This window comes from Streptosporangium sandarakinum (assembly GCF_050942225.1).
GTDB lineage: Bacteria > Actinomycetota > Actinomycetes > Streptosporangiales > Streptosporangiaceae > Streptosporangium > Streptosporangium nondiastaticum.
In genome coordinates this window covers 491,227-504,706 of the sequence record NZ_CP192034.1, presented here as the reverse complement: position 1 = coordinate 504,706, position 13,480 = coordinate 491,227, and the positions used below count along the sequence as shown (strand labels likewise).

The window sequence follows — 13,480 nt, the reverse complement described above, 5'->3', positions numbered from 1 at the left end:
GATCCGGCCGGGTCTCGGGAGAGCCCGGTGAGGCAGCGGGCGGGCCCGGCCGGCTCACGGGAGGGGGTCCAGTCCGTGGAGGGGGAAGACGGCCTTCCTGGTCGCCATGACGGCCCGGTCGATCGGGTCCGCCGGATCGTATCCGGCGGAGAAGTCGGCGAACTCCGGTTTCCTGCCGTCGGTCAGCGTCAGCGGCGCCGTCTGGCCCGTCCGCTCCTTGGTCATCCGGCGCCACTCCGGCGGGGTCGCGGTGGCCGGGGCGAGCGGGCGGCCCGCGACCTCGGATATCAGGTGGGTCCAGGCCCGGGGCACGACCTGCACCAGCTCGTATCCCCCGCCTCCGGTGACGACCCAGCGCCCGCCCGCGGTCTCGTGTGCCAGCTCGTGCAGCGCGGCGTAGGCGGCGCGCTGGCCGTCCAGGCTGAGCATCAGGTGGGCCAGCGGGTCCAGCGCGTGGCTGTCGCAGCCGTGCTGGGTGACCAGGATCTCGGGGGCGAACTCCCGCAGCAGCGGCGGCACCACCGCGTGGAAGGCCCGCAGCCAGCCGCCGTCGCCGCATCCGGCCGGCAGCGCCACGTTGACCGCGGTGCCCTCCGCGCCGGTCTCCCCGGGGAAGCCCGTGCCGGGGAAGAGGGTCTGCGGACTCTCGTGCAGGCTGACGGTCAGGACCCTGGGGTCGTCGTAGAACGCCGCCTGGACGCCGTCGCCGTGGTGGACGTCCACGTCGACGTAGGCGACCCTCGTCGCGCCCTGGGCGAGCAGCCAGGCGATCGCCACCGCCGGGTCGTTGTACACGCAGAATCCGCTCGCGGTGGAGGGCATCGCGTGGTGCAGGCCCCCCGCCACGTTCACCGCGTGCTCGGCCTCACCGGTCCAGACCGCGCGGGCGGCGGCAAGGCTGGCGCCGGTGATCAGCGCGGACGCCTCGTGCACCCCGGTGAAGGCCGGGTTGTCCTCGGTGCCGAGCCCGTGAAGCAGATCGGGCCGCCCGGTCGCGGACACCCGCCTGACGGCCTCGATGTAGTCGCGCGTGTGGACCAGTGCCAGCTCGTCGTCGGTGGCGGGCGCGCAGCCGGTCATCTCCACCGCGTCCAGCACGCCCAGCTCCCGCGCCAGGGCCATGGTCAGCTCGACCCGGACGGGTGCGAGCGGGTGACCCGGCCCGAAGTCGTATGAGGTGAGGGCGTCGTCCCAGACGACCCGCACGGAACGGCTCACGGGTCCTCCTTCGCCGGCCTGGTGCGCGGGCCGCCGCGTTCCCCGGCCCGCCCCCCGCTCTCGCTCACGGGCTGCTCGCACACGGGCTCTCCCCCGCCGGGCGCGACGACGCCGCGCCCTCCCGGGGTCCCCCCGCTCCGGCCGACGCTACCGCACCCGGGCCCAGGGGCCGGAGCGGGGGCTCCGGAGGAGCGAGCGCTTTTCATCTAAGCGAAATATCCATATTTATTCGCCTCAACACGCCGACCGCCGCGAAGCCGCGGCGAGAGCGTCCGCCGTACGGCCGGGCGCACACGCCGTACGGCCGGGGCACCCGGGCGGGGGACGGTGGGGTGCCGGTCGACCGGCGGCTGACCGGTCGGCGGGTACGGCGGACGCCGGTCAGCCGGCGGCGAGCTGGCGGCTACGGTCGCGGGCGGCCTCGATGGCCGCCAGGAAGGCGGCCCGGACGCTGTGGCGCTCCAGCTCGGCGATGGCCGAGATGGTGGTGCCGCCCGGGGAGGTGACCGCCTCCCGCAGGATCACCGGGTGCTCCCCGGAGTCGCGCAGCATGATGGCCGCCCCGACGACCGACTGGACGACCATGTCGAGTGCCGCGGCGCGGGGCATGCCGAGCAGGATGCCCGCGTCGACCATGGCCTCGACGAGGTAGAAGAAGTAGGCCGGGCCGCTGCCGGACAGCGCGGTCGCGGCGTCCTGCTGCGACTCGGGGATGCGCAGCACCTTGCCGACCGGCCGCAGCAGGTTCTCGGTGAGCTCCAGGTGCGCCTCGGAGGCGTGGGCGCCCGCCGAGATCACGCTCATCGCCTCGTCCACCAGCACCGGCGTGTTGGACATCACCCGGACCACCGGGATCTCGCCGCCCAGCCGCGCCTCCACGAAGGAGGTGGTGATGCCCGCCGCCGCCGTGACCACCAGGCGGTCGCCCGGGACGTGCGGGGCGATCTCCGCCAGCAGGGAGGCCATGTCCTGGGGCTTGACCGCGAGGATCAGCGTGTCGGCGGTCTTGGCGGCCTCGACGTTGGAGACCACCTGCACTCCGTACCGCTCCCTGAGGTCCGCGGCGCGCTCGGCGCGGCGCGCGGTGGCCAGCACCTCGCCCGGCCTCGCACCGGCCCGGAGCAGCCCGGACAGCAGGGCCTCGCCCATCTTGCCGGTTCCCAGAATCGCGATCATTTCGGCGCACCTCGCGTGAGAGGACCATCGGGAGAAGTGAATCCCCAGCCTAAGGGGTCCGCCCACGTGACACCGGGCGACGTTCACCCCCGGCCACCCGGCTCGGCGGGACGCGCGGTCTCCTTGAACCGGTCCGCCGTCCGGGACGTTGTAGGGGTATGCGGATGATCGCGACCTCTCTCCTGGCTGGAAGCCTGCTGCTGGCCACGGCCTGCGGCGCCGAGCACGGTGGCACCGCGGCCTCGGTCACCACGACCGCCCCGGCGGGGCACGGCGCCGGAACGGCCACCGGCCCCTCGCAGCCGGTCTCGCACACCGTGCCACCCGTGGCGCCCCGCACCGAGCCCACGCACGGCACCCCCAAGCCGGTGAGGCCCGAGGGCCACACCGTCAACCCCCGCAAGGCCGGATGGCTCACCGCCAAGCCGTCCAAGGACGGCCGGAGCCTGCGGATCGTCTGGTGGTCGGGGGTGGAGCCCTGCACCGTCCTCGACCGGGTGAGCGTCAAGGAGACGGCCCGGCGGGTGACCGTCACCCTCTGGGAGGGCCCGAGCGGCAAGGCGCGGAACGTCGCCTGCATCGACATCGCCATCAAGAAGGTGACGACCGTCAAGCTCAAGGCCCCCCTGGGCAAGCGCAAGGTGGTCGACGGGGCGCGCTGACGCGAGGCCGCTTCCGGGAGGGCCCGCGGGGCACACCGGCCCCACCGGACCCGGGCCGCTCCCGGAGAGCCGCGCGGGCGCGGCCGGCCTCACCCGACCGGGCCCTCCTTGCATCCCTCGGGCCGCTCGGGCCGCTCGCCGGTCCATCCCTGCTCGGTGTAGGCCGCGTAGCCGATCACCGTGCCGGCGGCCACGCCCTCGGCGTCCCGGACGACGGTGGAGCGCTCGCCGGTCATCTCGCCCGTGACGGGATCGAGGATGATCTGGTAGTCGACGGGGACCATGGCGTCGCCCATTCCGGTCTCGCCGGTCTCACCGGCGTTGATCCGCACCGCGACCCCCGGGCGGCCGAGCGGGTCGGTGATCTCGCCGACCACCCGGGTCCCGGGAAGGCCGGCGAGGACCCGCAGCGCCGCCGCCCGCAGATCGGGCGGGCTCGGCAGGTTCAGCAGCGAGACCGCGGAGAAGGACCAGTTCTGCTCCTGCGACGGGCTCTGGTCCCCCCTCCTGGCCGCCTTGAACCGTTCGAGCAGCGTCCCGGCGTCCCTGGGCAGCGCCTCCAGGTCGGCGAAGGTCAGCTCGGCCATCCTGCGGTCGTAGAGGATCCCCTTCGGGTCGACCTGCCAGGAGTAGGTGCACCCCACCGGTTTCGGCGTGCAGCCCGGTTCCCCGGCGCACTCCGCGATCGGGCCGCCAGGCCGCAGGGCGTCCTTGGGACCTTGACGGCGCGGGGCGCCCTGCTCTCGCCAGGCGGCCACGTCCTCGGGGGCGGCGGGACGGCCCTCCATCCTGTCGAGGCGGGTGAAAACGGGGTCGCGCGGGTCGCGGGGCGTCCACGAGTCCAGTTCGGTGGTGAAGAGCACCATGTAGCGGGCGGATCCGTCTCCCCACCGGGCGAATGAACCGGCGACGGACCTGCGCCGCCAGTACGCCCCCGGGGTCTCCGCGGGCAGCGCCTCGGCCCTGGCGGCGATGTCCAGCAGCGCCTGGCGGCCGTCCGGCGCGGACACCGCCGTCGCGGGACCGTTCGCGGACCCGCCTCCGGCCCCGACCCCGGCGGTGACGGCCAGGATGACCGCGGCCGTCGCGGCGGCGGTGGCGGCGGTCCACACCCACGGCCGGGGACGGAGGCGCACGCGGTGCCGTACCGGCCGGGCCGTCTCCGCCGCGGCCAGCCGGGCGCGGGCGCGGGCGACGGCCGCGGGCGACGGCGGCGGGGCGTCCGGAAGCGACGACGCCAGCAGGTTGATCTCATCCATCGTGGTCCTCCTTCAGCGGGTCGATGTCGCCGAGCGCCTCGCGGAGCCGCCTGCGGGCCCGGCTGAGCCGGGACGCGACGGTCCCGTAGGGGATGTCCAGCGCGGCGGCCACCTCGGCGTGGGAGAGACCGCCGAGCGCGACCAGCAGGACCACGTTCCGGTCCCGCTCGGCCAGACCGGCCAGCGCCCCCGCGAGCCGGCCGGTCACCCGCCCCGCGGCGACCCGCGCGGTCACCGCGTCCTCGTGTCCGTCCGCGTGGCCGCCGTGGTGACCGGCGGTGTCGCGTACGGCGGTGCGGGCGAGCGCCTTCCATCGGCGGATCTCGCTCCGCCGGTGTTTGGCGAGCAGATTGGTGGCTATGCCGTACAGCCAGGGGCGGATCTCCCCTCGCGCGGCGTCGAAGCGGTGGCGGTCGTGGAAGGCGCGGAGGAAGGTCTCGGCCGCGAGGTCGTCGGCGGTGTGGACGTCCAGGCGGCGGGCGACGTAGCGGTGGATCTCGGTGAAGTGGTCGTCGAAGATCCGGTCGAAGTCGAGGACCGGCGGGCTGCCGCCGGTCTCGGGACCGGCCTCGGGATCGAGGCGGGGAGCGATCACGCTTCGTCCCGTGGGACGGGGTGGGGAGCGGACACGGGGTTCCTTCGTTGGGAGAGGGGGATCGCCCGTTCTTCCCCGGAGATCGGGAATGCTTTCACGCGCCGGAAGGTTGAGTGACATAGGCTCAAGTCGTTTGACAAACGCCACTCGAAGCTCCAATATGAGCCCGACCGACTCAACTTTGACTACAAGGACGTACTCATGGCACGTGCGGTAGGTATCGACCTGGGGACGACCAACTCCGTCGTCTCGATCCTCGAGGGCGGTGAGCCCACCGTCATCGCCAACGCGCAGGGCTCTCGGACCACGCCGTCCGTGGTCGCCTTCGCGAAGAACGGCGAGGTCCTCGTCGGCGAGGTCGCCAAGCGACAGGCCGTCACCAACGTGGACCGGACGATCCGCTCGGTCAAGCGCGAGATAGGCACCGACTGGAACCAGGAGATCGACGGCAAGAAGTTCTCCCCCCAGCAGATCAGCGCCTTCGTCCTGCAGAAGCTCAAGCAGGACGCCGAGGCCTACCTGGGCGAGAAGATCACCGACGCCGTGATCACCGTTCCCGCCTACTTCAACGACGCCCAGCGCCAGGCCACCAAGGAGGCCGGGCAGATCGCGGGCCTGAACGTCCTGCGCATCATCAACGAGCCGACGGCCGCGGCGCTCGCCTACGGTCTCGACAAGGACCAGGACCAGACGATCCTGGTCTTCGACCTCGGCGGCGGCACCTTCGACGTGTCCCTGCTCGACGTCGGCCAGGAGGACGGCCACGGCTTCGTCGAGGTCAAGGCCACCAGCGGCGACAACCACCTCGGTGGCGACGACTGGGACCAGCGCGTCGTGGACGAGCTGGTCAACCGCTTCAAGAACGCCCACGGCGTCGACCTGTCCAAGGACAAGATGGCCCTCCAGCGTCTGCGTGAGGCGGCGGAGAAGGCCAAGATCGAGCTGTCCAGCCAGTCCGAGACCAGCATCAACCTGCCCTACATCACGGCCTCCGCCGAGGGCCCGCTGCACCTGGACGAGAAGCTCACCCGCGCCGAGTTCCAGCGGCTCACCGCCGACCTGCTGGAGCGCTGCAAGGGCCCGTTCCACCAGGTGATCAAGGACGCCGGCATCAAGGTCTCCGACATCGCGCACGTCGTGCTCGTCGGCGGCTCGACCCGCATGCCCGCCGTCACCGAGCTCGTCAAGGAGCTGACCGGCGGCAAGGAGCCCAACAAGGGCGTGAACCCGGACGAGGTCGTCGCCATCGGCGCCGCCCTGCAGGCCGGTGTGCTCAAGGGCGAGGTCAAGGACGTCCTGCTGCTCGACGTGACCCCGCTGTCGCTGGGCATCGAGACCAAGGGCGGCATCTTCACCAAGATCATCGAGCGCAACACCACGATCCCGACCAAGCGCTCCGAGGTCTTCACCACGGCCGAGGACAACCAGCCGTCGGTGCAGATCCAGGTGTACCAGGGCGAGCGTGAGATCGCGGCGTACAACAAGAAGCTGGCCACCTTCGAGCTGACCGGCATCGCCCCGGCGCCGCGCGGCATCCCGCAGATCGAGGTCACCTTCGACATCGACGCCAACGGCATCGTGAACGTCTCCGCCAAGGACCTCGGTACCGGCAAGGAGCAGACGATGACGATCACCGGCGGCTCCGCGCTGCCGAAGGACGACATCGCGCGCATGATGCGCGAGGCCGAGTCCTACGCCGAGGAGGACAAGCGGCGCCGCGAGGAGGCCGAGACCCGCAACAACGCGGACTCGCTCGTCTACCAGACCGAGAAGTTCCTCAGCGAGAACTCCGACAAGGTCCCGGACGACGTCAAGACCGAGGTCAACGACTCCGTCGCCGAGCTGAAGAAGGCTCTGGAGGGCACCGACACGGCCGCGATCCGGACCGCCGCCGAGAAGCTCGCCACGGTCAGCCAGAAGATGGGCTCCGCCATCTACGCCCAGTCGCAGGGCTCCGAGGCGGCCGGTGCCGCCGCCGGCGCCGGCGCCGAGGGCGCGGCCGGTCAGAAGGCCGACGAGGACGTGGTCGAGGCCGAGATCGTCGACGAAGAGCCCAAGCGCGACAACGGCGCGAAGTGACGAGCCGTGATCCGAGGGGAGCGTGAGCGTGAGCACGCGTGAGAACGGCTCCGGGGAGGAGCCGGTGATCCGCGACAACCGGAAGATCGATCCGGAGACCGGAGAGGCGCGCAGCCAGGCCGAGCGGGAGCAGGCCGAGTGGGCGGCGCAGGCAGGGGAGGCCGACCAGTCCGCCGCCGGCCTGGCCGCGGCCGAGCTGGCCACCCAGCTCGCCGAGCGCACCGCCGACCTCCAGCGTCTCCAGGCCGAGTACGCCAACTACCGCAAGCGGGTCGATCGCGACCGGGCCATGGTCAAGGAGCAGGCGGTGGCCGGCGTGCTGTCCGAGCTGCTGCCGGTCCTCGACGACATCGGCCGGGCCCGCGACCACGGGGAGCTCACCGGCGGCTTCGCCAAGGTGAGCGAGTCGCTGGAGACGGTCGCGGGGAAGCTGGGACTGAGCGCTTTCGGCGCCAAGGGCGAGCCGTTCGACCCGACGGTGCACGAGGCGCTGATGCACAGCTACTCTCCCGACGTCACCGAGCCGACCTGCGTGGAGATCCTGCAGCCGGGCTACCGGATCGGCGAGCGCGTGCTGCGGCCCGCCCGGGTCGCGGTCGCCGAACCCGAGGAGCCCGCCGCGGGCGACGCGGGCGACAACTGAACACACCCCCATTCCATTTGATCGGAAAAGGAAAATGATGAGCACCAAGGACTACCTGGAGAAGGACTACTACGCCGTCCTTGGTGTGCCCAAGACCGCCACCGCCGAAGAGATCAAGAAGGCGTACCGGAAGCTGGCCAGGCAGTACCACCCGGACGCCAACCAGGGCAACAAGGAGACCGAGGAGAAGTTCAAGGACGTCTCCGAGGCCTACGACGTCCTGTCCGACACCAAGCGCCGCAAGGAGTACGACGAGGCGCGGACGCTGTTCGGGTCGGGTCTCGGCGGTTACCCGGGGGGCGGGGGGGCCTCCCGCGGCGGTGGCGGTTTCGCCTTCGACCTGGGCGACCTGTTCGGCGGCACCCAGCAGGGCGCCGGTGAGCGCATCGGCGACCTGTTCGGGGGCCTGTTCAACCGGGGTGGCACCGCCCCCCGGACCGGCGGGACCACCACCAGGGCGCGGCGCGGCCAGGACGTCGAGTCGGAGGTCACGCTCTCGTTCACCCAGGCCGTCCAGGGCACCACCGTCTCGCTCCGGCTGACCAGCTCCGCCGCCTGTACGGCGTGCGGCGGCACCGGCGCCAAGGCCGGCACCACCCCGCGGGTCTGCCCGACCTGCGAGGGAACCGGCGCGGCCAGCCGCAACCTCGGCAACTTCGCCTTCTCCGAGCCGTGCCGCGACTGCAAGGGCCGCGGCCTGCTGGTGGACGACCCGTGCCCGGTGTGCGAGGGCAGCGGCCGGGGCAAGAGCACCCGCACGATCCAGGCGCGCATCCCCGCCGGGGTGGCCGACGGCCAGCGCATCAAGATCAAGGGTAAGGGCGCTCCCGGCGAGAACGGCGGCCCGGCCGGCGACCTGTACGTCCAGGTCCACGTCAAGCCGCACCCGGTCTTCGGCCGGACCGGCGAGAACCTGACGGTCACCGTCCCGGTCACCTTCGCCGAGGCCGCCCTCGGCGCGGAGATCAAGGTGCCCATCCTCAAGGGGCTGCCGGTGACGCTGCGCATCCCCGAGGGCACCCCCAACGGCCGCACCTTCCGGGTGCGGGGCCGGGGTGTGACCCGCAAGGACGGCACCAAGGGCGACCTGCTCGCCACGGTCGAGGTCCTGGTGCCCCAGCATCTGGAGGACAAGGCCAGGAGCGCACTGGAGGAGTTCCGCGACGCCACCGCGGGAGGCGACCCGCGGGCCGACCTCATCCAACAGGCCAGAAGCGAGTAGCCATGGAAGCCAACTACTTCGATCTGTCGGACGACACTCCCGTCTACGTCATCTCGGTGGCCGCCCAGCTGTCGGGTCTGCACCCGCAGACCCTGCGGCAGTACGACCGTCTCGGCCTGGTCAGCCCGGGCCGTACGGCCGGCCGCGGCCGCCTGTACTCCACCCGCGACATCGTCATGCTCCGCGAGGTCCAGCGGCTCTCCCAGGAGGAGGGCATCAACCTCGCGGGCATCAAGCGGATACTGACGCTCGAGAACGAGGCGATGCGGCTGCGCGAGGAGAACCACCGCCTGCGCGCCGAGACCGCCATGATCCGCGCGCTGATCCGGTACCAGCTGCCGCCCGCCTGACACTCCACCGACCAGGGCCGGGGGGATTTACGTCGCGCCGTGCTCCGGCGCGTATAGAACGCCTGAACGGAGTTAGGCGATAGCCATGGATTACAAGCTTACGCAGAAGAGCCAGGAGGCGGTCTCCGCCGCCATCAGGCGTGCCGCCGCCGAGGGCAACCCCGAGGTCGCCCCGGTCCATCTGTTCACCGCGTTGCTGTCCCAGACCGGTGGCACCGCCGTACCGCTGCTGGAGGCGGTCGGCGCCGACTGGAAGCAGCTCCGCACCGAGGCCGAGAAGCAGCTCGCGGCCCTGCCGAAGGCGCAGGGCGCCACGGTCAGCGCCCCGTCGAGCTCCCGGCAGCTGCTGACCGCGCTGAACACCGCGGCCCAGCGGGCCCGGCAGCTGGAGGACGAGTACGTCTCGACCGAGCACCTGCTGGTCGGCCTCGCCACCGACGGCGGGCCGGTCGCCGAGCTGCTGAAGTCCCGCGGCGCCACCCCGAACGCGCTGCTGGAGGCGTTCGAGAAGGTGCGCGGGCACGCCCGGGTGACCAGCGAGACGCCCGAGGACACCTACCAGGCGCTGGAGAAGTACGGCGTCGACCTGACCGAGCGGGCCAGGGCCGGCAAGCTCGACCCGGTGATCGGCCGTGACTCGGAGATCCGCCGGGTCGTGCAGGTGCTCAGCCGCCGGACCAAGAACAACCCGGTGCTCATCGGCGAGCCCGGCGTCGGCAAGACCGCCGTGGTGGAGGGCCTGGCGCAGCGCATCGTCGCCGGCGACGTGCCCTCCAGCCTGCGCGACAAGCGCCTGGTGGCCCTCGACCTGAGCGCGATGGTCGCCGGCGCGAAGTACCGCGGCGAGTTCGAGGAGCGCCTCAAGGCCGTGCTCAGTGAGATCAAGGAGAGCAACGGCCAGATCGTCACCTTCATCGACGAGCTGCACACCATGGTCGGCGCGGGCGCGGCCGAGGGCGCCATGGACGCCGGCAACATGCTCAAGCCGATGCTGGCGCGCGGCGAGCTGCGGATGATCGGCGCCACCACGCTGGACGAGTACCGCGAGCGCATCGAGAAGGACCCCGCGCTGGAGCGGCGCTTCCAGCAGGTGTACGTCGGCGAGCCCACCGTCGAGGACACCATCGCGATCCTGCGCGGGCTCAAGGGCCGCTACGAGGCGCACCACCAGGTGCAGATCTCCGACGGCGCGCTGGTGGCCGCCGCCTCGCTGTCCGACCGCTACATCACCTCCCGGTTCCTGCCGGACAAGGCGATCGACCTCGTCGACGAGGCCGCCTCCCGGCTCCGCATGGAGATCGACTCCCGCCCGGTGGAGATCGACCAGCTCCAGCGGAACGTCGACCGGATGAAGATGGAGGAGCTGGCGCTCGCCAAGGAGACCGACGAGAGCAGCCTCCAGCGGCTGGAGCGGCTCCGCAAGGAGCTGGCCGACCGCCAGGAGGAGCTCAACGCCCTGGTCGGGCGCTGGGAGCGGGAGAAGGCCGGCCTGAACCGCGTCGGCGACCTGAAGAAGCAGCTCGACGAGACCCGCGGCGCCGCCGAGCGGGCGCAGCGCGACGGCGACTTCGAGGCCGCCTCGCGGCTGATGTACGCCGAGGTGCCCAGGCTGGAGGCCGAGCTCGCCGAGGCCAGCGCGGCCGCCCAGCCGGAGAGCGCCATGGTCAAGGAGGAGGTCGGGCCGGACGACATCGCCCAGGTCATCTCCTCCTGGACCGGCATCCCCGCGGGCCGCCTGCTGGAGGGCGAGACCGCCAAGCTGCTCCGGATGGAGGACGAGCTGGGCAGGCGGCTCATCGGCCAGAGCGAGGCCGTCCAGGCCGTCTCCGACGCCGTACGGCGGGCCCGCGCGGGCATCTCCGACCCCGACCGGCCGACCGGCAGCTTCCTGTTCCTCGGGCCCACCGGCGTCGGCAAGACGGAGCTGGCCAAGTCGCTGGCCGACTTCCTGTTCGACGACGAGCGGGCGATGGTCCGCATCGACATGAGCGAGTACGGCGAGAAGCACAGCGTGGCGCGGCTCGTCGGCGCCCCGCCCGGCTACGTCGGCTACGAGGAGGGCGGCCAGCTCACCGAGGCCGTACGGCGCAGGCCGTACACCGTGGTGCTGCTGGACGAGGTCGAGAAGGCCCACCCGGAGGTCTTCGACATCCTGCTGCAGGTGCTCGACGACGGGCGGCTCACCGACGGCCAGGGCCGGACGGTCGACTTCCGCAACACGATCCTGATCCTCACCTCCAACATGGGCTCGCAGTTCCTCGTGGACCCCAAGCTGGACCGGGAGGCCCAGCGCAAGGCCGTGATGGACGCGGTCCGGAGCGCGTTCAAGCCGGAGTTCCTCAACCGGCTCGACGACGTGATCATGTTCGACGCGCTCGGCATGGAGGAGCTGTCGAAGATCGTGGACCTGCAGGTCGCGCACCTGGCCAGGCGGCTCGCCGACCGGCGGATCACGCTGAACGTGACCCCCGCGGCGCGCGACTGGCTGGCGCTCACCGGCTACGACCCGCTGTACGGCGCCCGTCCGCTCCGCCGCCTGGTGCAGACCGCGATCGGTGACAAGCTCGCCAAGGAGGTGCTGGCCGGGAAGGTCCAGGACGGCGACGAGGTCACGGTGGACATGGCCGAGGGCGACGACGCCCTGACGATCTCGACGAGGGTAAGGGCTTGACCACCGTTGGGTGAAGCCCGCCCCTGGGACGGCCCCCGCTGGATACGTTCGGCACTCGTCCGGCACGAGAACGAACGACAGGGGGACGTGCATGATGAACCCATCACTGAAGATCCGGGGCATCCTCGCGGTGGCGACGCTCACGGCCGGTGTGACGTGGCTGTCGACCGCTCCGGCCGGCGTGTCCTGGCTCGGGGCGGTCCCGGCCTCGGCCGCGGCCTGCCACGGCCCGGCGGTGTCCGGGCCCGAGGCGCCCGGGGAGGCTGAGACGCCCGGAGCGGGCGTCGCCGGGGCCGAGGCGCCGATGAGCGCGGAGCGGCTCGCGCGGATCGCCGGCCTGCCGGGTCTGTCGCAGGCGTCCGCCGTGGCCGGCTTCACCGACGCCGCGGGCGTCGCGGGGGCGCGGACCTGTCCGCGTGCCCGGGGGAACGGAGACGGAGGCGGCGGTCGCGGGGCACGCCGTGGAGCACATGGCCGCCGGGCCGCTGCCCGCCGCGCCGGATCTGCCCGGCCTGCCGTCCACCCCGGACACCCGCTTCGACCGGGCACCGGTCACGGTACGGCCGGCGCCGCCGGTCTCCACGGGCACCGGCACGACCGGCGCCACCGACCCGGCCGGCACCACCGACGCGCCGCTCGACGGCGCGGCGCTGCCCGGCGCGCAGGCGGGCACCGGCACCGGGGAGTCGCTCCCGGCCTCGGCCGGGGACACCGGCACCCCGGTCGGTGAGCTGCCCAGCGTGGTCGAGCGGGAGGTCGCGGTCATCGAGCGGGAGGTCACCACGACGGCGGAGGCGCCCGCGACGGACGGCGACGAACCGCAGGTCTCCGGGGAGGACGGCGACGCCTCCACCGCGGAGGAGACCGTCCTCGGCGGAGGCTTCCGGCTCCGGTAGGGGCCATGCCCGGCCGCCGTGAGAAGGGCCGCGACCCGTGTGGGTCGCGGCCCTTCTCGCGTCAGCGGGAGGCGTCCAGCAGCGCGTCGAGGTCATCCTCGGGCAGCCCGAGGTCCACCCGGATCCGGTAGCGGGTGCGCAGCAGCGCGGCGTGCTCCCCGCTGCCCTCCGCCGCCTGCCGGGCCCCGTCGGTGGCCCAGACGTGGGCCTCCCGCAGGTCGCCGTAGGCGACGAGGGTCTCGGCGACGGTGAGCGCGGTGGCCGGGGTGCAGCCGCCGAGCCGGATCGCCTCGATCACCTCGCGCGCCTCGTCGGGCCGTTCGAGCTCGAAGAGGGTGTCGGCGATCCCCGCCCGGGGATCGGCGCTCACCTCGCCGCCGTCGTCCACGGCCCGCTGGAAGCAGTCGAGGGCGTGGGCGGGCTGCCCGGCCTGCCGCCATTCCTCGCCGGCGAGCACGAGGATCGCCGCCCGCGAGACGTCCCCGGACACGTCGTCCTCGGCCAGCGCCTCCAGGCGCCGGGCGAGGTTCTCGTGATCGTCGGCCAGAAGTGCCTGTTCAAGCAACCGGTGCAGTTGCCCGTGTGTCACATACGCCACATCGCGAGAGTACCGAGCGGCGCTCGACTTCGCCCGCACAACGGCAGGTATTTGTTATGCCACCCTCTGTGCATCATTAATTACAGTCTGCGTATTTCTGGAGGAAAACGG

11 protein-coding genes and 1 pseudogene are annotated in these 13,480 nt (G+C 72.4%); 7 read left to right on the top strand and 5 right to left on the bottom strand.

From position 1 onward, the window contains the following. Positions 1 to 54 precede the first annotated feature (54 nt). On the bottom strand, positions 55 to 1,218 hold the full coding sequence (locus ACQP10_RS02435; protein ID WP_346017939.1) for an acetoin utilization protein AcuC: 1,164 nt from the start codon (positions 1,216 to 1,218) through the stop codon (positions 55 to 57). A 381-nt stretch (positions 1,219 to 1,599) separates the two neighbouring features. Beyond that, on the bottom strand, positions 1,600 to 2,394 hold the full coding sequence (gene proC, locus ACQP10_RS02430; RefSeq protein WP_179820586.1) for a pyrroline-5-carboxylate reductase: 795 nt from the start codon (positions 2,392 to 2,394) through the stop codon (positions 1,600 to 1,602). Positions 2,395 to 2,558: 164 nt separating this feature from the next. On the opposite strand from proC, the gene ACQP10_RS02425 reads away from it, so the two are divergent. Continuing rightward, a complete protein-coding gene (locus tag ACQP10_RS02425) occupies positions 2,559 to 3,056 on the top strand; it encodes a hypothetical protein (RefSeq protein WP_346017940.1) in 498 nt (165 codons plus the stop codon). An 89-nt stretch (positions 3,057 to 3,145) separates the two neighbouring features. Here the strand turns inward: ACQP10_RS02425 and ACQP10_RS02420 are convergent, their stop codons facing one another. Together ACQP10_RS02420 and ACQP10_RS02415 are read right to left on the bottom strand one after the other, a co-directional pair. Then, on the bottom strand, positions 3,146 to 4,315 hold the full coding sequence (locus ACQP10_RS02420) for a CU044_5270 family protein (protein WP_346017941.1): 1,170 nt from the start codon (positions 4,313 to 4,315) through the stop codon (positions 3,146 to 3,148). Beyond that, complete coding sequence (locus ACQP10_RS02415) at positions 4,308 to 4,910, bottom strand: RNA polymerase sigma factor (protein WP_433540797.1); 603 nt, start codon at positions 4,908 to 4,910, stop codon at positions 4,308 to 4,310. The genes ACQP10_RS02420 and ACQP10_RS02415 overlap by 8 nt, the downstream gene beginning before the upstream one ends. A 201-nt stretch (positions 4,911 to 5,111) precedes the next feature. Between ACQP10_RS02415 and dnaK the strand changes: the two genes are divergently transcribed. The 6 genes and pseudogenes from dnaK to ACQP10_RS02385 all read left to right on the top strand — a co-directional run bounded on the left by dnaK (position 5,112) and on the right by ACQP10_RS02385 (position 12,771). Continuing rightward, positions 5,112 to 6,989, top strand: coding sequence for a molecular chaperone DnaK (gene dnaK / locus ACQP10_RS02410; protein ID WP_346017943.1), 1,878 nt, complete (start codon positions 5,112 to 5,114; stop codon positions 6,987 to 6,989). Positions 6,990 to 7,017: 28 nt separating this feature from the next. After that, complete coding sequence (gene grpE, locus ACQP10_RS02405; protein WP_346017944.1) at positions 7,018 to 7,632, top strand: nucleotide exchange factor GrpE; 615 nt, start codon at positions 7,018 to 7,020, stop codon at positions 7,630 to 7,632. 37 nt (positions 7,633 to 7,669) lie between these two features. Next, the gene (gene dnaJ / locus ACQP10_RS02400; RefSeq protein ID WP_179820599.1) at positions 7,670 to 8,854 is read left to right on the top strand and encodes a molecular chaperone DnaJ; all 1,185 of its coding nucleotides are present in this window, start codon (positions 7,670 to 7,672) and stop codon (positions 8,852 to 8,854) included. A 2-nt stretch (positions 8,855 to 8,856) separates the two neighbouring features. Next, positions 8,857 to 9,180, top strand: a pseudogene (locus tag ACQP10_RS02395) (heat shock protein transcriptional repressor HspR); the annotation flags it as partial. Positions 9,181 to 9,289: 109 nt separating this feature from the next. Further along, entirely contained in the window at positions 9,290 to 11,875 is a 2,586-nt protein-coding gene (clpB, locus tag ACQP10_RS02390) for an ATP-dependent chaperone ClpB (protein WP_346017945.1), read from the top strand. Positions 11,876 to 12,291: 416 nt separating this feature from the next. Next, positions 12,292 to 12,771, top strand: coding sequence for a hypothetical protein (locus ACQP10_RS02385; RefSeq protein ID WP_433540796.1), 480 nt, complete (start codon positions 12,292 to 12,294; stop codon positions 12,769 to 12,771). A gap of 61 nt (positions 12,772 to 12,832) precedes the next feature. On the opposite strand, the gene ACQP10_RS02380 is transcribed toward ACQP10_RS02385, so the two are convergent. Beyond that, complete coding sequence (locus tag ACQP10_RS02380) at positions 12,833 to 13,369, bottom strand: hypothetical protein (RefSeq protein WP_179820609.1); 537 nt, start codon at positions 13,367 to 13,369, stop codon at positions 12,833 to 12,835. Between the last annotated feature and the right edge of the window lie 111 nt (positions 13,370 to 13,480).

Coding starts and splice junctions, on each gene's coding strand:
- clpB (WP_346017945.1), top strand. CDS start 9,290: ATGGATTACAAGCTTACGCAGAAGAGCCAGGAGGCGGTCTCCGCCGCC.
- ACQP10_RS02420 (WP_346017941.1), bottom strand. CDS start 4,315: ATGGATGAGATCAACCTGCTGGCGTCGTCGCTTCCGGACGCCCCGCCG.
- dnaJ (WP_179820599.1), top strand. CDS start 7,670: ATGAGCACCAAGGACTACCTGGAGAAGGACTACTACGCCGTCCTTGGT.
- dnaK (WP_346017943.1), top strand. CDS start 5,112: ATGGCACGTGCGGTAGGTATCGACCTGGGGACGACCAACTCCGTCGTC.
- ACQP10_RS02425 (WP_346017940.1), top strand. CDS start 2,559: ATGATCGCGACCTCTCTCCTGGCTGGAAGCCTGCTGCTGGCCACGGCC.
- proC (WP_179820586.1), bottom strand. CDS start 2,394: ATGATCGCGATTCTGGGAACCGGCAAGATGGGCGAGGCCCTGCTGTCC.